Raw genomic sequence first — 21,502 nt, forward strand, 5'->3', positions numbered from 1 at the left:
CGTCCCGAGATGCTTGCCAAAGATCTTCCTACCATTTATAGTATTATTGGACAAGCAACGAGTGCCTTATCAACCTTAATATCAAACAGGAGGAAAGCAAGTGAACCCGATATTAAATATTCTGGGCCTCGGAGACCAAGGACTTGATTCTTTGTCTCTTGCCGCCTATAAATTATTGAAAGGTTCAGATCTGATATTCCTGTGGAATGCCGAACATCCGGCAGCTTCAGATCTGATTCGGGAGGGTTTTCCGTGCCAGGAAATATTCGCAGCAGCGGAAAAAACGGAAAATATTCTTTTAGACCTAGACACAGGACTCGATTTGATTGCAGAAAAGGTTATGACGGTGTCCGGTAAGAAGCAAATAACGCTCGCTTTGCCGGGTTTCCCAATCGCGGAAGGCAGGATCACAGCCGGACTTTACCGAAGGCTTGGAACCTCTTTTACTCTGAAGGCGACAATGATCAGGGAAAATAGTGACCCGCTGGAAAGGCTCACTGCAATTATGGCCGAATTGCGTTCTGCTCGGGGGTGTCCTTGGGATAAGGAGCAGGACCATGAGTCGCTGAAGAAATATCTGATTGAAGAGACCTATGAAGTGTTGGATGCAATTGATTCCAAAAATATGAATAATTTATGTGAGGAATTGGGAGACTTATTATTACAAGTCGTGTTCCATTCCCGCATTGCAGAGGAATCCGGGCGATTCAGCCTGAACGATGTCATAAAGGGCATTTCGGATAAACTGATACGCCGGCATCCTCATGTTTTTGGGTCAGTTGAAGTAGCATCAAGCCAGGAGGTTCTGGTAAACTGGGATGAAATTAAAAAAATGGAAAAGCTGACATCCCAAAGTCCGGAAAAAGAAACGGAAAGGAATTTCTTTGATATTCCAGGAGGGCTTCCAGCGCTGCAATTCGCTGAAAAGACTCAAAAAAAGGCTTCCAAAGCCGGTTTTGACTGGGAGGATCACCGGGGCCCCCTTTCTAAAATCTATGAAGAGCTCGCTGAGCTTGAAAAGGAAGTGGGAAAAAGTCCAAGAATAGAAGAAGAACTAGGCGATTTGCTCTTTTCTATTGTTAATCTGTCGCGTTTTCTCGGAATAAACGCTGAAGAAGCCCTGCGGCAGGGGACGAAGAAATTTCAACAAAGATTTTATAAAATGGTGCACAAAATAGATTTGGAAGGACCTAACAGAGGAGGAATGAGCATGGAAAACATGAATTTTTTCTGGGAAGTGGTAAAAAGTGAAGAAAAAACTGGGGTTTGAGGTTTATTTTAGCATTTCCAAGAAGGAGAATGCAGTTTCATAGCGAATATAGAGGCTATTAGTTTATTATTATTGGGAGGGAGACTTTTGAATAAAGCGGAACTCGTTGCTGCAGTAGCAGAAAAGACCGAATTCACCAAGAAGGATGCCGAAAAAGCGGTAGCCGCAGTCTTTGACACAATCAGTCAAGCAATGGCAAGTGGTGAGAAAGTCCAATTAGTTGGTTTTGGTACATTTGAGGTTAAGAAAAGAGAAGAGCGTGTTGGTAGAAATCCTCAGACCAAAGAGGAAATTGTCATTCCCGCATGCAAAGTACCTGGCTTTAAGGCAGGAAAAGCTTTAAAAGAGTCAGTACAGTAAGTTCTTGAATTTTTTAAGTTCATAGCTTGATTGCGAAAAACCAGGTTCTTTTTGAGCCTGGTTTTTTAAGATGCATTTCAAAATAAGGAGTTGTTTTGTTTGAGACTGGACAAATATCTTAAGGTATCAAGGCTTATCAAAAGGAGAACTGTGGCCAAGGATGTCTGTGGAGGCGAAAAAGTCAGTGTAAATGGCAGAGTTGCCAAACCTTCGGCAGAAGTAAAGCCTGGAGACATTATTTGCATTGATATGCGGAATCATATCCTTGAGGTCAAGGTGCTGTCGACGCCACCAAGTGCCAAGGCGGAAGAAGCTGAGACACTCTATCAGTTGATTAAAGATGAAAAAAAATAATGATGTCTAAACCCCCGACTTTCTGAATAAGTATTTATTCAGAAAGGGCTTTGGGGGGGATGGAAATGACAGGCCAACAGGAAATTGAGCATAAGATTGTTATCAAAGACAGAAGACTACTTACGGTTTCAGGGGTAAAAAAGGTAAAATCGTTCGACCCCAAAGAGATTACGCTGGATACCACAAAAGGTAGGGTGACGATTAAGGGGCGGGACCTGGGTGTAAACAATCTCAACCTCGAACAATCAGAGCTGGAGATTGAAGGCCAAATTGACATGCTGACTTATGCTGCGAGTGGATCTGGAGAAACCTCCAAAGGAGTATGGGAAAAAATTTTCAAATAGCTTTTTGAAGGGGGCGAAATCGGGATTAGCGAGTTTGCTGTTTTGATTAGCATTGTCCTAAGTGGATTACTTGTTGGGATATGTTTTGATTTTTACCGAATGTTACGCTGGCATTTGGGCCTGACAAAGATACAGACGTTTTTGGGGGATTTACTTTTCTCTATTGCTGCGCTTGGAATTATTTTTTGCTTAGCGCAAAAAGCAAATTACCTTGAATTTCGTTTTTATCTTTTTTTGGGAAGTTTGTTAGGTCTTTTGCTCTATATTGCGATTTTTAGCCGATATGTTAAAAAAATTTTTGATGTATTATTTCGCTTGATCCGTTACGTTAGCCAATTCATCAGAAAGCTTATCCAGGCGTTTTTGCGGGGCGTTTACATCGGAATTGCCGGAATGATGCGGATTCCCTATGGCATTCTGCGCTGGCTGGGGATGCTTCTGTATCGGATCGGTGAAGCGATAAGCCGGAATACTTTGATCAAAAAAAGCAAATAGTATTGATTTTGACTAGCTTTAATTATATAATAACTATACTTATAATATTTTTGTAGTTGATTTGTACGGAATATGTAGCTGGTATGTAGACGGATTTTTGTCTTTGTTGGTAAATTGACAATAAGGAAAAGAAGATTTTGCACTGGGAAATACGAGGGTTGGAAAAACTAAGTTTCCGGGAGAGACAAGCTGTCATGCTTAAAGAAAGCGGGCGTTCCAGCGAGGATATCGCCAAGGTTTTGGGGATAAGCGGCAGTTCTGTTTCAACCATGCTCGCAAGGGCCAAGACCAAAGGATATCAGATCATCGGAATCATCCAGGATCATGAATTAGGGCTGAATTATCCACTGGAGGATGATGAGGAAAATGAGAAATAGCAAAAAGCATACAAAAAAGAGAATAAAAAAGATAAACCCAATATTCGTAATTGTTTTGGGGATTGCTTTGATGTTAGGCGGAAGCTGGTCCTATCAGCTGCTTCAGTTGGATCGTTCCATTGAGCAGCAAAAAGCAGAGCTCGAGAGTAAAAAGCTTCAGATTATTGCTCAAAATGGTCAATTGCATGAGGAAATAGAGAAATTAAATACCCCGAGTTATGTGGAACAATTAGCCAGAGAAAAACTTGGACTGGTTCGTAAAGGAGAAATTTTAATAGCTCCCAAAGAGTCGGAAAATTAATCTATAAATGATAAGTGTATTTGATAAGCGCTGCCGCACAACGAATTATTTTTAATTTGTTAACGGCAGCGCTTTTTGATCAGGTAATATCATGTCAATTGGGCGGTGATATTCGTATATGATACAATGCCAATAGTTTTTTTGCTGAAGCAAGAAAAATGATTGCCGACGGAGATTCCCGAATTAGACAAGCTTCGCGGCAGCCATCAGCTATAATAATTCCATTAAGTGGAAGAGGTGGCATTATGGCTGAATGGGCAACACTCAAAGCGGAAAAAATCATTAACCGATTTTCTGACTCGCTGGGAATACAATGTCTGATTGTTATCGGAGGTTTTTTAACAGCCCGGGCAAACCTATTGGGTATTTATCCATTTGCTATTGCCTATCTTGCAGTTCTCGGCATGAATATGAAAAAATGGATTCTGCCGGGTCTTACCGGAATTACGGTCGGTCTGGTATCTGTCCAGGATTTTTCAGTGTTTCTGGAAGTTATGCCGAGCGCGGTTCTAGGTGTTCTGGCAGTTCAGATGATCAAAGAGAGCAAGGGAAAAATACTTCTTCTCGCTGGGCTTACGGCACTTGGAACCTTACTGCCCGGATTAGGCGTATCATGGTTTACCAATGGCTTCGGAGTGGAGTCTATCTTGCTGGTAATGGTCCAAAGCATTATTGCGGCAGGCTTTTCAATTATTTTTTTCTTTGCGTTTCTTCATAAGGAAAGCCTTATGAAGGGCAATTTCAAGGGCGAACAAGGTATGGTATGGATTTTAGTTCTGGCAGTCTGCTTAAGCGGCTTACAAGGGCTCGCTTTTGGGAAAATCAATTTACAGATCACATTTCTGGGGTTCTTTCTGCTTTTTGTGGCCTATAAATACGGAGCTGGTTCAGCTGCAGGTGTCGGAGCAATTTTAGGCTTTTTGTTAAAATGGAATCTTGGAATCGATAACCTGATTGATGCGGGACTCTACAGCTTACTCGGGTTTATGTGCGGAGGGTTTACCCGTTTTGGCAAGATGGGAGTTGCGGCTGCCTACAGCGCTTCTATTTTGATGGCCTCTTTTTTTGTCAATGAGACATTTTTGACTTCTCATCTTTATTCGTCCGCGCTTGCGCTTCTTATGTTTTTCTTATTACCCGGAAAACATGAAAAATTTTTTCTGAAGAATAAAGTAATGCCAGAAATCGAAACAACAGTAAGCAAAGTCAAAACTGTTGGTGACCTATTTGATCAGCTTGCTTATGGTTTCCAGGCGGCAGGACTTGAATCCAGGCTGCAGCCGGAAGTACCGGAAATGATGAATACCCTGGTCGATAAGATATGTCGGCATTGCCCGGATTCGAATTATTGCTGGCAGCAGGATTTTCACCAAACCTATCATTTTATGTATGACTTGTTTGCCTATGAAGAGAAAAGAATTCAAAGAAACCAAACCGGTGAAGCTTCAGACCAAATCAATCAGGAGAAAGTGCCTGTCGAATGGGGAAAATGCAGTAAACTTGAAGAAGTCATGCTGGCGGCTCAATTTATTCTGGAGCAGGAAAAAGACAAAGAGGTTTGGCAAAAACGTCTGGCCATAAACAGAGAAGCCTTAGCCGGCCAGTACAGAAGTGTATCTCAGGTGATCGGGCACCTCGCCCAGGAGCTTCATTCTCAGCATAATCACGAAGACGGAAAACCACTGGTCTGGTCCCGCAAGCATAAACTGGTTTTAGATCTGGGTATCGGCTCTTTTATTAAAACCGGTAATGGCATAAGCGGCGATAACTTTAGTTCGGTTTCGTTATCTTCATCCAAAAACGCGCTGATTATCTGTGACGGTATGGGCGCAGGGGAAGAGGCGGCCAGGATGAGCTCAGCGGCACTTACAATACTGGAACAGCTTCTGAGTACTGGATTTGAACCGGAGAGTGCCATCAAAGCGCTTAATTCAATCCTGGTTTTACGTTCTCCGGAAGAGAGCTTTGTCACCGTCGATATGGCCGTGTTGAATATCGAGGCAGATCAAGCCAGGCTGATTAAAATTGGAGCAGCACCGACCTATATCATCAGCAGAAACAAAGTAGATGCAGTAAAAACATCAAGTCTGCCGGCTGGTATACTGAACGATATTGATATCCCGGCGATTGATATTCCTTTTAAAGACGAGACGCTTGTCATCGTAACAGACGGAATCTTGGATGTGGCTAAAAGAAAGGACGATTGGCTCAAAGAATATCTGAAGAACAACAGAAGTTTGTCTTCGCAGGATCTGGCCGACAGTATTGTCAAAGAAGCACGAAGACTGTCCGGGGCCTGCCTGGAGGATGACGGGGTTGTCCTGGTTGTCAAGAGGAAGGACTTGGCTGGAAACGATGCCAGAAATTAAACCCAGTTTTAAGCTGTTGTTAAGATTTAACCTTTATATTAAAAATAAAAATATTTGTTTTAAATGCTTTGACAAATCGGCAAAATCTGGAGAGAATAGTATTAATACGATTTTAGGAAGGCTGCGGAGAAAATAATGTATGAAAGCTTGAGCTCGGAGGTATTGCCGCAACAAATTCCGTCTCAGTCCAAGGTGCTTGTAGCTGTTTCGGGAGGACCGGACTCGGTGGCCCTGGCTCATGTCATTTACCGCTATTCGTGCGAAAATCAAGATAAGAATATTTCTTTTGTTATTACGCATGTCAATCATAAGGTCAGGAGAGAAGCCGACAAGGAAGCGGAGCTTGTTAAGAATCTTGCTGGGGAATGGAAAGCAGGATTTATTTTGCATGAATTTGATGCGAAACGTAACGCTTCAGCTTGCCGCCAAAGTTTTCAGGAAGCATCAAGGGAATGGCGCTATGCCCGCTGGAAGGAAGACATGGAAGCGTGGGGCTGTGATTTACTGGCCACTGCCCACCATTTGGGAGATCAGGCGGAAACTGTTCTCTACCGTCTCTTAAGAGGGAGCGGAACAACAGGACTTGCAGGCATTTATCCTGTTAAAGACAAAATCATCCGTCCGCTCCTTTCGGTAACAAAAGAAGAAATCCTGGAATACTGCAAAGTTCAAAGTCTTCCCTATTCAATTGACAAGAGCAATCTGGAAACGGACTATTACAGGAATAAGATCAGACTCGAGCTAATTCCTGGACTGGAAAGCAAATATAATCAGAGGATTACGGATGCTTTGGGACGAACAGCGGAACTGCTGCGCTGGGACGAAGAATATATTTGTGCCCAGACGGAAGCTTTGTGGCCCAGGTACTGTCTCCGGGCAGATCATACCAGAGTCCTGCTTTCGCACGAAGCCTGGAAAGAACCGGAGGCAATCCTTTCCCGCCTGCTCCGGAAAGCGGCTTCGCAGGTATCGGGAGAAACAAGAGGGCCAGCGTTTAAATTTGTTAAGCTTTGGATGCAAAAGGGGAAACAGACCGGATGGCGTCAGGATCTTCAAGGTTTTAAGGTAGAAGTTGTCAAGCAAGGCCTTTTCTTTTTTAACGTAGAGCGAGAATCAAAAGAGTATATTTCCGGGAAAGATAGAATTGAAGAGTTCCGGCTTTTTGTCAAGTTACCTCTTGCTTTGAACGTTTGGAATAAAATTACGGAGTTAAAAGTACAGGTGGGAATTTTTGATTTCTATCCGGAAGAACAGCATGTTTTGTGGAGTACCGAACTTGATCCGGTCCAAATGTCTGTTCAGACTGAGCCTTTGGTATGTAGGACGAGACAGGCCGGAGACCGTATTTATTTTAAGAATTTAGGGCATAAAGCAATTAAAAAGGTTTTTCAGGACAAAGATATTTCTGCTGGGGAACGTGATAAGATTCTGTTTTTTGCTTTTGGCGATCTCGTCGTCTGGATCCCAGGTGTATGCAGGGGAGATAGCCTTTTGCCGGCTGGTCCGCAATCTTCCAGACTGTATTTGGTTGCGGCTGAAATATAAGGTTTTCTACTATTTTGGATTGATTGTAAAATAGGAAACCACATGATATAATATCTCATAGTTTTTCAAACGTTCGAATAAATGTACTTTAAGTATTGACAATATGTTTCCATCAATGAGAGGAGGATCTCCGGATTGAAAATACTAAAAAATGTCGCGATCTATTTGTTGATTATTCTTCTTGCAGTTTTGCTTATCAAATGGGTAAATCCTCCTGAAGCAAAGGATACCAGTCTAAAATATAATGCTTTTAAGCAGGCTATTGCTTCGGGCGGCGTCAGTGATGTTTCCGTTCAGGTCAATGATAAATACTACGTCTATACCGTTACCATGAAAGACAGCAAGATCTACGAAGTCGCCGGTCCCTCGGGAGATCAAACCCTTCTGGATGAGATGGAAAAACAGAATATCAACCTTACATTTGAGCCTCCGGCCACTGTACCGTGGTGGGTTTCTGTCCTGCCAACTCTCCTGATGTTCCTGTTTATTTTTGGGTTGTTCTTCTACATGATGCAGCAAACCCAAGGCGGCGGAAGCAAGGTAATGCAATTTGGCAAAAGCAGGGCACGGTTGGTATCAGATGAACACAAATATACGTTTAAAGATGTTGCAGGTGCAGATGAAGTTAAGGAAGAATTGGAAGAAATCGTAGAATTTCTGAAATCACCGAAAAAATTCAATGAGATTGGAGCTAAGATTCCGAAAGGGGTACTCCTTTTTGGCCCTCCCGGAACCGGAAAAACTTTGCTGGCGAAAGCCGTTTCCGGAGAAGCCGGAGTTCCGTTCTTCAGCATCAGCGGTTCGGATTTTGTGGAAATGTTTGTTGGTGTTGGAGCCTCAAGGGTGAGGGATCTTTTTGAACAGGCTAAAAAGAATTCCCCCTGTATCGTTTTTATCGATGAAATTGATGCTGTGGGACGTCAGCGCGGTGCCGGCTTGGGCGGCGGCCATGATGAGCGCGAGCAGACCCTGAATCAGCTTCTGGTCGAAATGGACGGATTTAACGGTAACGAAGGTGTCATCGTCATTGCTGCGACCAACCGTTCGGATATCCTGGATCCGGCTCTTCTCCGTCCTGGGCGTTTTGACAGACAGATTGTTGTCACTCTCCCGGATATCAAAGGAAGAGAGGAAATTCTGATGGTCCATGTCAAGGGTAAACCGTTAGCTTCAGATGTTAACCTTGAAGTTTTAGCGCGCAGAACCCCCGGCTTTACAGGGGCTGATCTTGCCAATCTGGTCAATGAAGCTGCTTTGCTTTCAGCCCGGCGTAATGAGAAAAAAGTCGATATGAAGGCGCTGGAAGATTCGATTGAAAGAGTCATTGCCGGTCCGGAAAAGAAAAGCCGGGTGATCAGTGATTTTGAAAAGAAACTGGTTTCTTACCATGAAGCCGGCCATGCGCTTCTGGGAGAATACCTTCCGCATACGGATCCCCTGCATAAGGTTTCGATTATACCAAGAGGCCGGGCAGGAGGCTATACGCTGCTGCTGCCGAAAGAGGACCGCAACTATATGACGAAGTCCCAGCTGCTTGACCAGGTCACCATGCTTTTGGGCGGCAGAGTAGCTGAAGCTCTGGTTTTGCATGAGATCAGTACCGGCGCTTCCAACGACCTGGAACGTGCGACAGGCATCGTAAGAAAAATGATTACCGAACTCGGGATGTCGGAAGAGCTCGGACCGGTAACTTTCGGCCATAAAGAAGAACAGGTTTTCCTGGGACGTGATATTGCGCGTGACCGTAATTACAGTGAATCTGTAGCCCAGGCGATTGATCATGAGGTGCGCCGTATCATTGATGAATCTTATCAAAAGGCGCAGGATATCATTTCAGAGAAAATTGAGATTCTGCATGCGATTGCCCAGGCACTGATGGTCAATGAAACGCTGGAGGCAGACTCTTTCCAGGATATTATTGCCAAATATGACGAGTCACGCATAGGTGATCCTTATGACACGCCTCTGTCCACAAACGGCAACAGTACGGAAGATAATGAACCAAAAGAAGAAAGTGAAAATGCTTAAGGTTGACAAGATACTTGCTCAGATGAGCTCAAAATATCTTATAATAGACATTTAAGGAGGATTCCCGTGGAAAGAACTTTTCTTATGCTTAAGCCGGACGCCATTCAAAGAGGTCTGGTTGGTGAAGTGATTGGCAGATTTGAAAAGAAAGGATTTAAGCTTGTTGGCTTAAAGTTGATCCAGGTAGACAGAGCCTTGGCGGAAGAACACTATAAGGAACATAAGGGTAAAGGTTTTTTTGAACCTACCGTTCAGTATATTATGTCCTCGCTGGTTGTGGCGATGGTCTGGGAAGGCAAGAATGTAGTCGCTATAGCTAGAGAAATGATGGGGGCGACCAATCCTGCCAATGCCAACCCTGGTTCTATCAGAGGCGCCTATGCGATGGACATCAGCAGAAACGTCATCCATGGCTCAGATTCTGTGGAAAGTGCCGAGAGGGAAATTTCCTTGTACTTCAAACCGGCGGAGATTCTTCATTATGCAAAAGCCGGTGAAGAGTGGCTTAGCGAGTAAATACAAGGACACCCATTCGGGTGTCCTTTTTACAGTCTGTCAGAAAAACTCAAAGTACTTTCTGAACCAAGTTTTGTTTTATATGTCAGAATAAGCCGGGGTGAATCAGATGCAGGATAAAAAGAAAATGGCATGGATGATGATCAGTGTGGGTATGCTGCTGATCGGTGTTTTTCTTGTAATTATTATTAAATCCTATATGGCTGATCAAAATGCTTCTTCGCAGGAGAAAAATCTCCCGAGCCTTCTTCAGCTGGAGATGGAGAATGAACAATTGGCTGGAGAAAATGACAAACTGCTGGAAGAATTGACGAAGTATCAGGCGGGGGAAAGCGCTGCGGCCCTGGCTTCCGAGCAGTTGGAGCAGGCGAAGATCAGTGCAGGGCTTGTGTCCCTCAGTGGCCCGGGCATTGTGATCGTTCTGGATGATTCTGATCAGAAGCGAAGCACAAGTAATGGGAACATTGGGAATTATTATATCCATGAGGAATACTTGAGGGCAATCGTCAATGCACTGTGGAATGGCGGAGCTGAGGCCATTTCGATTAATGACCAGCGGATTACTTCTAATACAGAAATATTCTGCAGCGGTTCTTATATTAAGATCAACAACACAAGACAGATGCCACCGTATAACATCGTGGCGATTGGCAATCAGGATAACTTAAAATCGGCTCTTCAGTTTTACGTATGGGACATGCTCGGGGAATATCAGCAACAATACGGCATAACCCGTAAACTGGAAATACCTAAGGAATCTGTCACAGTACCTGCCGCCAATCAGTACAGTTATAAGTATGCACAGCCTGTCAAGGAGGGTTAGACTTGATAAACAAACATGTCATAACGGTTGCGACGATTGCCGCCGTAGCGATTGGCTTTTTGATTTCCCTTCAATTTCAGGCGCAAAGAGAAGTGGACAGTGCAGAAAAAATTCAGCAGCAAAGAGTTGAGCAGACCGATACGGTGATGAAAACCTTGCAGGATGAAAACAATTCTTTGCAGGAAGAATATAATCGAATATCTGCAGAATTGGAAAGATACAGGAACCAAAACAGTGAGAATCCCTATCTTAGGGCAAGACTGGATCAGCTTAAAATCGCTGACGGAACCATCGCTGTTACCGGACCTGGGGTTAAGATGATTGTCAAAGACAGCGGTCCGGATACTGATGCAGTTATCCCGCTGAGTACGGATGAGCTGCGCGAGATCGTGAATGTCCTGCGATTGGCAGGAGCAGAAGCGATCAGCATCAATGGTCAGCGGATTGTTGCTTCGACTTCCATTGTTATCAGCGGGACAGCGACAATCCTGGTGAATTCAGTCCCGATCAGCAGGATTGGCGGAACCACGTATGAAATCCTGGCTATTGGCAAACAGGATGATCTACTCGACTATTTGACGAATATGATCGCGATTGACTTGAAACAATTTGGCAGAAAAGTTGAAATAACCCGCGAAACGGTGACAATTCCATCCTTTAAAGGAAGCTATACCTTCGAGTACGCTTCGGAGGTAAAGAAAGGATAACCTGATAACAGGTGAGCGCCTGAATTGGAGAAAATGAATTCATTGATTAAGGCGGAAAAGGAGTGAAGGATTTGAAGGCGTACAATATGCGATGGCTAAAAATAGACAGCCTGCTGCAGGCTGAAAGAGCCCTAAGCCAGGTTGGCGTTGACCCTGGTGGTCTTCCATATATGAACGGCAAGGCTTTGACCAAACCGATCAAGCTGGAGAATGTACCGGCTCCGGTAGCCTTGGTTCTGAAACAGGAAATGCTCTCCTCCGGTGGAGATGCAGCTGTCCATAAAGATTTGCTCGACAACGGAGCACCGGAAAGCGATGTGTTGCTTATAGGTACCTATAAGCAGTTAACCAAACTTGCGGACAGACTGGCGACGATGTCCGCGGAGTTCCAATCCCTCGCTCAGTCCTTATGCGAGCTGATGACCTATTTGGAGGAACCTCCGGCCGGAATCATTGATTGCAGGGGAAAGAGTCTCATTTGGGGTCAAAAGACTTTGATCATGGGAATATTAAACGTAACGCCGGATTCCTTTTCCGACGGCGGAAAATTTGACAACATCGAGAATGCTTTAAAGCAGGCGGAAAAAATGGTTGCCGACGGTGCTGATATGCTTGATATTGGCGGGGAGTCCACCCGCCCGGGATATGGCGGCGTCAGTGCCGAAGAAGAGTGGTCCAGACTTGAACCGGTACTTAAAGCACTTATCCCGGTCTGTTCGGTTCCAATATCGATTGATACCCAAAAAGCAGCTGTTGCAGCCAAGTCTTTGCGGTTGGGGGCCCATATCATTAATGATATCTGGGGTTTGCAGAAAGATCCTGAAATGGCCGGCGTTATTGCAGAATATCAAGCTCCGGTCGTGATAATGCATAATCAGGATCATACAGAATATAAGAATATGATGGGTGAAATATTGTCATTCCTGGAGCGTAGCATTGAAATGGCTCTAGACTGCGGATTGACGCAGAATCAAATTATTGTCGATCCCGGAATCGGGTTTGGAAAAACACCGGAACAGAATATGGAAGTCTTAAGCCGGATGGAAGAATTTAAATCGCTAGGGTGTCCTCTTCTTCTGGGAGTATCCCGCAAATCCGTGATTGGACGGACCTTGAACCTTCCGGTTGATCAAAGGCTGGAACCGACGATTGCCCTGGGGACGCTCGGAATTGTCGCCGGAGCAGATATTCTGCGTGTGCATGATGTTCCCGAAAACAAAAAGGCTGCGCTTATCACTGACCTGGTGATACGTCGAAAAAGAGGAGAAGATTATGAAGGAAAGTGATGTCATTCACCTGCGTGGTATGGAGTTTTATGCTTACCATGGGGTGATGGAGGAGGAGCAGGTTCTTGGCCAAAGATTTCTGATTGACGTGGACATCTTCCTGAAAAAACCGGTCAGTATGCAGGACAATCTAGCGGAAACTGTCAATTATGCTGAAGTCTATCAAGTAATCAAAAATTGTGTCCTTGATCAGCGTTATCAGCTGATCGAAACGCTTGCCGAAAAAATAGCCTTGGAAATTACAACCGGATTTCGCTGTTCAGGCGTCCGGGTAGAGGTACATAAGCCGAATGCCCCGGTTTCCGGAATTCTTAAGGATATATCCGTAGAAATCATACGGGAGAAAAAAGATGAGAGCATTTTTAAGTTTGGGGAGCAATGAAGGAGACCGCAAGGAATATTTGGATCGGGCACTCAATATGCTGATGGATACTTCAGGGATCATGATTCAGCGTATTTCCAGCCTCTATGAGACTGAACCCTGGGGCAATGTTGACCAGTCACCTTTCCTGAATATGGCCATTGGCATTGAAACGGAGCTGGATCCTTACGAACTGCTTGAGGTCTGCCAGCAAATTGAAACGTCTCTAGGAAGAAAACGACTGACTCATTGGGGGCCGCGCACCATTGATATCGATATTCTTTCCTATCAGGATTACGTAATTCAGACTGAAAAACTGACAATTCCGCATCCCTTTATGGAACAAAGAGAGTTCGTACTGGCTCCGCTAAGAGAAATATCACCGGATTATATTCTGCAGTCAGGAAGAGTAATCGGAACTGTTCAAGGCGAAGGACTTATTAAAAAAATTACTAAAATATAGGTATAAATAAGATCAATACGTTTTAAGTAAAATTATAAAAAATCATAAAATATGGATGGTTCTTTAAGATTTTTCTTTATTATTTCTCTTCTTTATCATATACTAAAGAGTAAGCTGCAGACGATATCTGTATAGAGTTGTACCGTAGCAGTTCTACTATTTTTTATGACTGATCGGATCGTGCATCAACCGCTTGGATTATTACTACTGGGACGGTGAAGGCAGGGTATATGTTGAATTCGTTTATAACAATACACCTTCACCATGTGAGGTGTATTTTTTTGTCAGAAAATACAATAAAATTTGGAATCATCGGAACTGGCGTGGTCGGGACATCTCTGGCGATTCTGTTGGAGAAAGCAGGGCTGGAGTGTATCGGAGTCCATACCCGCGGCAAAAGGTCATATGATCATTTTCGCAGATACTTGCCAAAAGAGCAGCTTGGATTGAAGCAGCTTGTGATGGAGTCAGATCTGATTTTTATTACGACTCAGGATTGCAACATTGAAGACGCAGCGGCCAGACTTTCTCAGGAGAAGGATATTAAACCAGGTCAAATCTGGATTCACTGCTCAGGGTCTTTGCCTTCGGGAGTCATGTGTCAGGATCCTGTACTGCCTGTCGGCTACCTGTCTCTGCATCCACTGCAGGCCTTTGCAAATATTGATGTCGCGGTTTCCGTCATGAAGGGAACCTATTTTGGCATAGAAGGCAGCAGTCCGGAGGTTGAGCGCCAAGGGGAGGAACTGGTTATGTTATTAGGCGGAATTCCACTTAAAATTAATCCGGCTAAAAAAAGCCTTTATCATGCTGGAGCGGTTGTCGTCTCAAATTATCTTGTTTCGCTGGTCCTGCTGGCAGTCAAACTATTTGAACAGGCCGGAATAGAGCGTAAAGACGCTCTGGCTGCCTTACTTCCGCTGTTAGCCGGATCCTGTCGGAATATTGGCAAACTGGGGCTTCCTGGGGCGCTTACAGGGCCAATTGCCAGGGGAGATGCCGAAGTCGTCGCAAGACATTTACAAAGCATGCCTGAAGAGATAAGAACAGTCTATAGAGAGCTTGGAAAGCTGGCCTTGGAATTGGGATTAGAAAAAAAACTATGGGATAGGGCATCCTATCGCCCAGAAGATTTAAACGACCTGGAAGAACTTTTGAATGACTTAGGAAAGGAAACAAAGCAATGATCATTGCCAAAAAAATAACTGAAACAAGAGAAAAAATAGCATCAGCCAAACAGCTGGGAAAAGCTGTTGTCCTTATACCCACGATGGGCTTCTTGCATGAAGGCCATCAGTCCATGGTCAAAATAGCCAGAAATCAAGATCCGAATCACAAAAAAATCTATATTGTGATGAGTATATTTGTGAATCCCTTACAGTTTGGTCCGAATGAGGATTATGAGAAATATCCGCGTGATCTTGCCAGGGATTCGGGACTCGCCGAACAGGCAGGAGTAGACTTGTTATTTGCTCCTTCGGTCGCGGAAATGTATCCGGACGGAAAAAGCCTTACGGCAGTTCAGGTATCCCAGATCACCGAGGTCCTCTGCGGAGCCAGCCGTCAGGGACACTTTCAGGGAGTAGCAACTGTTGTGACGAAACTTTTTAATATTATTCAACCTGATGAAGCCTATTTTGGCTTAAAAGATTACCAGCAGGTTGCTGTCATCAAACAAATGACAAAAGATTTAAATAGCCCTGTTAAAATCGTGGCCTTCCCGACGGTTCGAGAAAGCGACGGACTAGCCAAGAGTTCTAGAAACGCTTATTTGAGCAGTGAAGACCGGCGGCAAGCCCCGGTGTTATTCCGTTCATTGCAGGAAGCGGAGGCACGAATTATTGAAGGTGAGACCTGCACTGAAGTTGTCAGAGAAGAGATCAGACAGAGAATAAGCAGTGAATCAAACGGGAAAATTGATTATGTAGAAATAAGAAAAGCGGACAATCTTGCAGCTGTCGACAGTATTGACTGCCCTGTTGTGATTGCTCTTGCCGTACGTTTTGGCACAACGCGCTTGATTGATAATATTGTCGTGGAGGTGTGAGAAAAAATGTTCAGAAATATGATGAAATCAAAGATCCATAAAGCTAGGGTTACTGAAGCCAACCTGAATTATGTGGGAAGCATAACGATAGACCGCAGCCTGATGGAGCAGGCCGATATTCTGGAAAATGAGAAAGTTCAGGTCGTTAACCTGAATAATGGAGCAAGGCTGGAAACGTATGTTATTCCAGGAGAGGAGAATTCCGGAATGATCTGTCTAAATGGAGCAGCAGCCAGGCTGGTTCAGGTCGGGGATCAGGTGATTATTATTTCCTATGGGCTGTTTTCCGATGAAGAAAGCAAAGGATATACACCGAAAATTGTTTTTGTCGACGAAAAGAACCAGCCGGTCAGAATCGATGATGTTGAAGTGCACGGCGTACAGGCTTGACACATTTTATGTCGAAGAATAGAATTAGAAAAAGGTCTACGAGCGAAAGGAGCGGCTGATAATGGATAATGACGAACGCAAAGATCAGCTGATCAATGATATAAATGCTCTGCGCAAGCAAAGAAAAGCGGTAATTCTTGCCCATTATTACCAGCCGAGGGACATTCAGGATATTGCGGATTTTGTCGGAGATTCACTTCAGCTCGCCCAGCAGGCTGCCCGGACAGATGCGGATGTCATCGTATTCTGCGGGGTCCATTTTATGGCAGAAAGTGCTGCAATCCTATCCCCGGAAAAGACTGTCCTGCTTCCAGAACCTTCGGCCGGCTGCCCAATGGCTGACATGGTCGAAGCAAACCGGCTCAAAGAAGCGAAGACCAAATTGCCCGGTGCAAAGGTGGTCTGTTATGTTAATTCATCCGCAGAGGTGAAAGCCGTAAGCGATATTTGTTGTACATCATCCAATGCAGAGAAAATTGTTCAATCTCTTGGAAAAGAGGAGATCCTGTTTGTGCCTGACGGCAACCTCGGCGGATATATTGCAGCCAAAACGAACAGAAAGATTAACCTGTGGCCGGGATTTTGTCCGACCCATCACAGACTCGCCAGGGAAGATATCTTAAAGGCGCGGGAGGAACATCAGGGAGCAAAAGTTCTGGTTCATCCTGAATGCCGCGAGGAAGTCTGGCGGGAAGCCGATTATGTTGGCTCTACTGCCGGAATTATTAAGTATGCAGAAAATTCAACGGACACCGAATTTATTATTGGAACGGAATGCGGCATTTTGCATGAACTTACTAAACGCTGTCCTGGAAAACAATTTTATATGGCTTCAGCGCATATGATCTGCCCGAATATGAAAAAGATCAGCTTGCAAAAGGTCAAGGATACCCTTTCAAACATGGCACCGGTCGTTACTGTGTCAAAAGAAATCAGAGAGAAGGCGGTCTGCGCGCTGGAAAGAATGCTGGCCGTCCAATAATGAACATATGATATTGAGGATGAGTAAGAGATATGAATGAGAATGACTATCTGATTCCCTGGGACAAGGATAAGCTTGAGATCTTCCAGACAGAAGTGCTTATTCTCGGAAGCGGAATTGCGGGATTGTTTGCAGCAATCAAACTTTGTCCCAAATATGAAGTAACCGTTCTGACCAAGAAAGATGTGATGGCAAGCAACACTGAGCATGCTCAGGGAGGTATTGCCGTTGCTCTTAATGAGGATGACTCTCCTGAATTTCACTATGGCGATACCATTAAAGCCGGAGCAGGGCTATGCAACCTGAAAGCAGTCAAGATCCTGGCTGAGAAAGGACCGGAGTGTGTCAGTAAGCTGATTGATTTTGGCACCAAATTTGATGAAAGCAATAATAAACTGGATTTTACGCGGGAAGGTGCCCACAGTAAAAGCAGGGTACTGCATGCTCACGGTGATGCCACCGGCGGAGAAATAGAACGTGCCCTGGTAGAAGTTGTGCATTCCAGCCCGATTACCGTTAAAGAAAACTATTATTTAATTGATTTTGTTAAGAACAGTAAAGCAGAGGTTTGCGGAGCTCTGGTGCTTAACAATATTACCTTGGCAATGGAAATATGGCTGGCTAAAGCCATTATCCTGGCCACGGGCGGTGCAGGTCAGATGTATAAGCATACGACCAATCCTGCGGTTGCGACAGGAGATGGAATAGCTGCTGCTTATCGGGCAGGAGCCGAACTTATGGATATGGAATTTATTCAATTCCATCCTACGGCCCTGCTGCTGCCGGGAGCGCCCAATTTTTTAATTTCGGAGGCAGCCAGAGGAGAGGGAGCTGTACTGGTAAACTCACGCGGAGAACGTTTTATGGAGGGTGTTCCCGGTAAAGAGCTTGCTCCGAGGGATGTTGTATCAAGGGAGATATGGAAGCAGATGCAGACAGGACAGGTCTATCTCGATTTCAGCCCGATGGGACACTCCAAAGTCGAACAAAGGTTTCCAGGAATCCATAAAACCTGTCTGAATTATGGCGTTGATATTTCTACAGATCCGGTACCGGTTGGCCCTGCTGCGCATTACTTAATGGGCGGAGTCCGCATCAATGAATTTGGTGAAACGAATTTGCCAAATCTTTTTGCTTGTGGTGAATGTGCCTGTAATGGCGTTCATGGTGCCAACAGGCTCGCCAGCAACTCCTTGTTGGACGGATTAGTATTTGCTTCAACCATTTCTGATACAATCAATCAGAAGATTGGCGAAATGCCCAACCCGGAAGATGTTTTGCCGTATGAAGGCTGCCCCGATGAATGTGATGTCCGGGATTCCGCTGCAGACCCGGCTAATCTGAAAGAAGAACTGCAGAATATTTTATGGGATAAAGTCGGAATCATTCGGGATGAAGAACATTTGCGGCAGGCCCAGGCGGAATTAAATCAATTGATGGAACGGTTTAACCCCCATTCTGAAGTATCGGAACTCGAGCTTGGCAATATGCTTGCGATTGGAATGGTGATTATCAAGGCTGCTTTGGCACGTGAAGAAAGCAGAGGGGGCCATTTCCGACGGGATTTCCCGAATGCGGAGGAACACTGGCAAAAGCATTCTGTCTATATGAGGGGGGATTATCATGTTCGCTACGTTTCAATATGAAGAATTGATTGAACGTGCTTTAAAAGAAGATATTGGTACCGGAGATCTCAGTACGCTGATCATTCCTAAAGATTACCAGAGTGAAGCCAGAATCTATGCCAAAGCACATGGGATTATCTGCGGCCTTTTTATTGCTGAGATGACCTTTAAGAAGATAGATCCGTACATAGACGTTCAGATGCAGGTTGAAGACGGAGACAGTATCGGACCAGGGACCCTGATCATGAAAATTAATGGTTCACTGGCAGGAATCCTTCAAGCTGAAAGAACTGTACTTAATTTCATTCAGCATCTTTCAGGAATATCTAGTATTACCAAAAGATTTGTCGAACTTGTATCTGATTTAGGCGTTAAGGTCACAGATACGCGCAAAACGATGCCGGGTATGAGAAACCTGCAGAAATACGCTGTCAGGGTCGGCGGAGGAACGAACCACCGTTTTGGTTTGTATGATGCCGTTATGCTTAAGGATAATCATCTGGACGCAATCGGAAATCTGGCTGAGGCTGTTCAAAAAATCAAAACAAAAGTTGGCCATATGGTTAAAATAGAGGTTGAATGTGAAACGCTGGAACAGGTACGGGAAGCCGTTCTGAGCGGCGTTGACGTGATTATGCTCGATAATATGTCCCTGCAGGATATGAAAACAGCGGTTCAGTATATTAACCACCGGGTTGTCGTAGAGGCGTCCGGAGGAGTTAGGGAAGACACAGTGCGTCAAATTGCTGAGACGGGAGTGGACATTATTTCAGTAGGCAGGCTTACGCATTCGGTCGAAGCGATTGATTTTTCAATGGTCGTTGATGATTTCAAACCATCTATTCAGAAGCACCTTCATTCTGCTGAAAAAATATAATCTGGCACTTATCCGGTTCTAAAGGGAGGCGGGTACAATGATTTTGGTCATCGATATCGGGAATACGAATATTGTACTTGGTGTTTACCAAGACCGTGAGCTTATTCATTACTGGAGAATTTCCACGGAAAAAAACAATACATCGGATGAATATGCGTCGACAATTAAGAATTTATTCAGTTTTCACGATTTGTCTTTCAGCAATATATCCGGGGCTATTATTTCTTCGGTTGTACCACCTGTGACGCCTGCGCTGGAACGGATGATCAAAAAGTATTTCAGCGTAACCCCGATTATTGTTGGTCCAGGCGTTAAGACCGGTATTTCCATTAATATTGATAATCCAAGGGAACTTGGGGCTGATAGGATTGTAAACGCTGTAGCTGCCTATGCCAAATACGGCGGGTTAATAATTATTGTTGATTTTGGCACGGCAACAACTTTTTGCGCTGTCAGTGAAAAGGGAGAGTACTTAGGGGGAGCGATTGCGCCTGGAATCGGGATTTCTACTGAGGCACTCTACCAGAAAGCCTCGAAATTGCCTAAAGTAGAGATTGTTAAGACCAAAAACGTTATCGGCAAAAATACAGTCAGCGGTATGCAAGCGGGAATATATCATGGATTTTGCGGACAGATTGACCGTATTGTCGAGCTGATGAAAAAAGAACTTGGCGGAAAAACTAAAGTCATTGCAACCGGGGGTCTGGCTGAACTGATTGTCGGGGATTCCAAAATGATCGATATTATTGATCCTTTTTTAACGTTGGAAGGACTTTTGTATATTTATGAAAGAAATCTGCGGTAATTGTATATGTTGAGGTAAAAATGAAATTAGGGAAGTATCATTTGTCAGAAAAGCCTGTTTTTATGGCCCCGATGGCAGGGATAACGGATAAGGCCTTTCGGGAAATCATCCGGCTTACAGGCGGCAAATACGTCATAACGGAAATGATCAGCGATAAAGCCCTGCTGCATCATAACGCCAAGACATTTAAAATGCTTGATCTTAAAGGAGAAGAAGAACCCCGAATTGTTCAGCTTTTTGGATCTGAACCTGTCCCAATGGCCAGAGCAGCTGAAATAGCTGAAACATATGGAGCTGATATCATAGACATTAATATGGGATGTCCGACACCAAAGATTGTGAAAAATGGTGAAGGAGCATCCCTTCTTCGAAACATTCCGTTAGCGATAGAAATTGTCTCCGAAGTGGTAAAGGCTGTGAGGGTTCCTGTTACCGTTAAAATCCGCCTGGGATGGGATAGTTCCACTATCGTTGCGCTTGAACTGGCGCCAATGTTAGAGCAGGCAGGAGTCAGCATGCTGACAGTTCATGCCCGGACCAGAGAACAATATTATTCCGGCAAGGCTGACTGGGAATGGATCAGTAAAATTAAAGCAAGAATTGGCATACCTGTGATTGGGAATGGGGATATTCTATCTCCGGAAGATGCGCTGAAAATGGTTCAGCTTACCGGATGCGATGGAGTCATGATAGCGAGGGGAGCTTTAGGAAATCCGTGGCTGATTGGCAGATCCCAATATTATCTCGATACGGAAACACTTCCACAGGAACCTGACAATAGAGAAAAACTTAGAATACTTATTCAGCATTTTGAAAAGATTATTGAATATAAAGGCGAAAGAACCGGTGTACAGGAGATCCGCAAACACGCTTCCTGGTATATCAAGGGTATGAGGAAAGCAGCAGAGTACCGGAACCAGATCATGAAAATCAAAAGTTACCAAGAAATGAAGACGTTGTTTTCAGGCATTTACTCGATGGAATGCCCGGACCATTAATCCGGCTATCAAAATATTAAGTAAATTTGCTTGACAATAAAATGGAGGTTCCTTATAATCTCATCTTTGACACTTTAAAGAGCAAAAAAGCCTGGAACCCCTTGCAAACAAGGGAAATCCGGGCTTTTACATTTTTAAAAAAGTGAGTAATGTTTTTATGACTTTGTACTTTTGAGAAT

Annotated in this window: 24 protein-coding genes; all 24 read left to right on the forward strand. The window is 44.3% G+C overall.

Annotated elements, in window-relative coordinates; translation table 11 throughout:
- Positions 1 to 100: 100 nt before the first annotated feature.
- The 24 genes from mazG to dusB all read left to right on the forward strand — a co-directional run bounded on the left by mazG (position 101) and on the right by dusB (position 21,323).
- Positions 101 to 1,270 carry a nucleoside triphosphate pyrophosphohydrolase gene (mazG, locus tag OKX56_RS06115; protein WP_025204973.1) on the forward strand — a complete coding sequence of 390 codons (1,170 nt, stop codon included), beginning with the start codon at positions 101 to 103 and terminating at the stop codon, positions 1,268 to 1,270.
- 87 nt (positions 1,271 to 1,357) lie between these two features.
- Positions 1,358 to 1,630, forward strand: coding sequence for a non-specific DNA-binding protein Hbs (gene hbs / locus OKX56_RS06120; RefSeq protein ID WP_015042343.1), 273 nt, complete (start codon positions 1,358 to 1,360; stop codon positions 1,628 to 1,630).
- A 99-nt stretch (positions 1,631 to 1,729) separates the two neighbouring features.
- A complete protein-coding gene (locus tag OKX56_RS06125) occupies positions 1,730 to 1,984 on the forward strand; it encodes an RNA-binding S4 domain-containing protein (RefSeq protein ID WP_015045101.1) in 255 nt (84 codons plus the stop codon).
- 65 nt (positions 1,985 to 2,049) lie between these two features.
- Positions 2,050 to 2,328 (forward strand): sporulation protein YabP, encoded by a 279-nt coding sequence (gene yabP, locus OKX56_RS06130; RefSeq protein WP_025204976.1) that lies wholly within the window; start codon positions 2,050 to 2,052, stop codon positions 2,326 to 2,328.
- A 42-nt stretch (positions 2,329 to 2,370) separates the two neighbouring features.
- Positions 2,371 to 2,823 (forward strand): spore cortex biosynthesis protein YabQ, encoded by a 453-nt coding sequence (gene yabQ / locus OKX56_RS06135; RefSeq protein WP_019224820.1) that lies wholly within the window; start codon positions 2,371 to 2,373, stop codon positions 2,821 to 2,823.
- Between the two features lie 137 nt (positions 2,824 to 2,960).
- Positions 2,961 to 3,200, forward strand: coding sequence for a sigma factor-like helix-turn-helix DNA-binding protein (locus OKX56_RS06140; RefSeq protein WP_025204977.1), 240 nt, complete (start codon positions 2,961 to 2,963; stop codon positions 3,198 to 3,200).
- Positions 3,190 to 3,501: an FtsB family cell division protein gene (locus OKX56_RS06145; protein ID WP_019224818.1), complete on the forward strand. Its 312-nt coding sequence runs from the start codon at positions 3,190 to 3,192 to the stop codon at positions 3,499 to 3,501. Before OKX56_RS06140 ends, OKX56_RS06145 begins: the two co-directional genes overlap by 11 nt.
- Before the next feature lie 245 nt (positions 3,502 to 3,746).
- Positions 3,747 to 5,870, forward strand: coding sequence for a SpoIIE family protein phosphatase (locus OKX56_RS06150; RefSeq protein ID WP_025204978.1), 2,124 nt, complete (start codon positions 3,747 to 3,749; stop codon positions 5,868 to 5,870).
- A 135-nt stretch (positions 5,871 to 6,005) separates the two neighbouring features.
- Positions 6,006 to 7,415 (forward strand): tRNA lysidine(34) synthetase TilS, encoded by a 1,410-nt coding sequence (tilS, locus tag OKX56_RS06155; RefSeq protein ID WP_025204979.1) that lies wholly within the window; start codon positions 6,006 to 6,008, stop codon positions 7,413 to 7,415.
- 135 nt (positions 7,416 to 7,550) lie between these two features.
- Complete coding sequence (ftsH, locus tag OKX56_RS06160; protein ID WP_025204982.1) at positions 7,551 to 9,443, forward strand: ATP-dependent zinc metalloprotease FtsH; 1,893 nt, start codon at positions 7,551 to 7,553, stop codon at positions 9,441 to 9,443.
- Between the two features lie 66 nt (positions 9,444 to 9,509).
- Positions 9,510 to 9,959, forward strand: a complete 450-nt coding sequence (ndk, locus tag OKX56_RS06165; RefSeq protein WP_287895887.1) for a nucleoside-diphosphate kinase — start codon at positions 9,510 to 9,512, stop codon at positions 9,957 to 9,959.
- 109 nt (positions 9,960 to 10,068) lie between these two features.
- Positions 10,069 to 10,782, forward strand: a complete 714-nt coding sequence (locus OKX56_RS06170) for a DUF881 domain-containing protein (protein WP_019224813.1) — start codon at positions 10,069 to 10,071, stop codon at positions 10,780 to 10,782.
- A gap of 2 nt (positions 10,783 to 10,784) precedes the next feature.
- Positions 10,785 to 11,489: a DUF881 domain-containing protein gene (locus OKX56_RS06175; protein ID WP_019224812.1), complete on the forward strand. Its 705-nt coding sequence runs from the start codon at positions 10,785 to 10,787 to the stop codon at positions 11,487 to 11,489.
- A 62-nt stretch (positions 11,490 to 11,551) separates the two neighbouring features.
- Positions 11,552 to 12,775, forward strand: coding sequence for a dihydropteroate synthase (gene folP, locus OKX56_RS06180; protein WP_083221926.1), 1,224 nt, complete (start codon positions 11,552 to 11,554; stop codon positions 12,773 to 12,775).
- Positions 12,762 to 13,157 carry a dihydroneopterin aldolase gene (folB, locus tag OKX56_RS06185; protein ID WP_025204988.1) on the forward strand — a complete coding sequence of 132 codons (396 nt, stop codon included), beginning with the start codon at positions 12,762 to 12,764 and terminating at the stop codon, positions 13,155 to 13,157. The genes folP and folB overlap by 14 nt, the downstream gene beginning before the upstream one ends.
- Positions 13,126 to 13,599, forward strand: a complete 474-nt coding sequence (gene folK / locus OKX56_RS06190; protein WP_019224809.1) for a 2-amino-4-hydroxy-6-hydroxymethyldihydropteridine diphosphokinase — start codon at positions 13,126 to 13,128, stop codon at positions 13,597 to 13,599. The genes folB and folK overlap by 32 nt, the downstream gene beginning before the upstream one ends.
- Before the next feature lie 281 nt (positions 13,600 to 13,880).
- Positions 13,881 to 14,786 carry a Rossmann-like and DUF2520 domain-containing protein gene (locus OKX56_RS06195; protein ID WP_019224808.1) on the forward strand — a complete coding sequence of 302 codons (906 nt, stop codon included), beginning with the start codon at positions 13,881 to 13,883 and terminating at the stop codon, positions 14,784 to 14,786.
- Positions 14,783 to 15,646: a pantoate--beta-alanine ligase gene (gene panC, locus OKX56_RS06200; RefSeq protein WP_025204992.1), complete on the forward strand. Its 864-nt coding sequence runs from the start codon at positions 14,783 to 14,785 to the stop codon at positions 15,644 to 15,646. Before OKX56_RS06195 ends, panC begins: the two co-directional genes overlap by 4 nt.
- Positions 15,647 to 15,652: 6 nt before the next feature.
- Positions 15,653 to 16,036 carry an aspartate 1-decarboxylase gene (gene panD, locus OKX56_RS06205; RefSeq protein ID WP_015042360.1) on the forward strand — a complete coding sequence of 128 codons (384 nt, stop codon included), beginning with the start codon at positions 15,653 to 15,655 and terminating at the stop codon, positions 16,034 to 16,036.
- A gap of 61 nt (positions 16,037 to 16,097) precedes the next feature.
- On the forward strand, positions 16,098 to 17,018 hold the full coding sequence (nadA, locus tag OKX56_RS06210) for a quinolinate synthase NadA (protein ID WP_025204993.1): 921 nt from the start codon (positions 16,098 to 16,100) through the stop codon (positions 17,016 to 17,018).
- A 32-nt stretch (positions 17,019 to 17,050) separates the two neighbouring features.
- Positions 17,051 to 18,664 (forward strand): L-aspartate oxidase, encoded by a 1,614-nt coding sequence (gene nadB, locus OKX56_RS06215; RefSeq protein WP_019224805.1) that lies wholly within the window; start codon positions 17,051 to 17,053, stop codon positions 18,662 to 18,664.
- Positions 18,642 to 19,520 (forward strand): carboxylating nicotinate-nucleotide diphosphorylase, encoded by an 879-nt coding sequence (gene nadC / locus OKX56_RS06220; protein WP_019224804.1) that lies wholly within the window; start codon positions 18,642 to 18,644, stop codon positions 19,518 to 19,520. The genes nadB and nadC overlap by 23 nt, the downstream gene beginning before the upstream one ends.
- Before the next feature lie 37 nt (positions 19,521 to 19,557).
- On the forward strand, positions 19,558 to 20,325 hold the full coding sequence (locus OKX56_RS06225) for a type III pantothenate kinase (protein WP_019224803.1): 768 nt from the start codon (positions 19,558 to 19,560) through the stop codon (positions 20,323 to 20,325).
- A gap of 20 nt (positions 20,326 to 20,345) precedes the next feature.
- Entirely contained in the window at positions 20,346 to 21,323 is a 978-nt protein-coding gene (gene dusB / locus OKX56_RS06230) for a tRNA dihydrouridine synthase DusB (RefSeq protein WP_025204995.1), read from the forward strand.
- Positions 21,324 to 21,502 lie beyond the last annotated feature (179 nt).

The sequence above is a fragment of the Dehalobacter sp. genome (genome assembly GCF_030063005.1).
In the GTDB taxonomy this organism is placed as follows: Bacteria; Bacillota; Desulfitobacteriia; order Desulfitobacteriales; family Syntrophobotulaceae; genus Dehalobacter; species Dehalobacter restrictus.

Bases quoted from the DNA above. Each gene is read 5' to 3' on its own strand.
- yabP (WP_025204976.1), top strand. From the start codon at position 2,050: ATGACAGGCCAACAGGAAATTGAGCATAAGATTGTTATCAAAGACAGA.
- OKX56_RS06145 (WP_019224818.1), top strand. From the start codon at position 3,190: ATGAGAAATAGCAAAAAGCATACAAAAAAGAGAATAAAAAAGATAAAC.
- OKX56_RS06150 (WP_025204978.1), top strand. From the start codon at position 3,747: ATGGCTGAATGGGCAACACTCAAAGCGGAAAAAATCATTAACCGATTT.
- tilS (WP_025204979.1), top strand. From the start codon at position 6,006: ATGTATGAAAGCTTGAGCTCGGAGGTATTGCCGCAACAAATTCCGTCT.
- OKX56_RS06170 (WP_019224813.1), top strand. From the start codon at position 10,069: ATGCAGGATAAAAAGAAAATGGCATGGATGATGATCAGTGTGGGTATG.
- folB (WP_025204988.1), top strand. From the start codon at position 12,762: ATGAAGGAAAGTGATGTCATTCACCTGCGTGGTATGGAGTTTTATGCT.
- folK (WP_019224809.1), top strand. From the start codon at position 13,126: ATGAGAGCATTTTTAAGTTTGGGGAGCAATGAAGGAGACCGCAAGGAA.
- panC (WP_025204992.1), top strand. From the start codon at position 14,783: ATGATCATTGCCAAAAAAATAACTGAAACAAGAGAAAAAATAGCATCA.
- panD (WP_015042360.1), top strand. From the start codon at position 15,653: ATGTTCAGAAATATGATGAAATCAAAGATCCATAAAGCTAGGGTTACT.
- nadA (WP_025204993.1), top strand. From the start codon at position 16,098: ATGGATAATGACGAACGCAAAGATCAGCTGATCAATGATATAAATGCT.
- nadB (WP_019224805.1), top strand. From the start codon at position 17,051: ATGAATGAGAATGACTATCTGATTCCCTGGGACAAGGATAAGCTTGAG.
- nadC (WP_019224804.1), top strand. From the start codon at position 18,642: ATGTTCGCTACGTTTCAATATGAAGAATTGATTGAACGTGCTTTAAAA.
- OKX56_RS06225 (WP_019224803.1), top strand. From the start codon at position 19,558: ATGATTTTGGTCATCGATATCGGGAATACGAATATTGTACTTGGTGTT.
- dusB (WP_025204995.1), top strand. From the start codon at position 20,346: ATGAAATTAGGGAAGTATCATTTGTCAGAAAAGCCTGTTTTTATGGCC.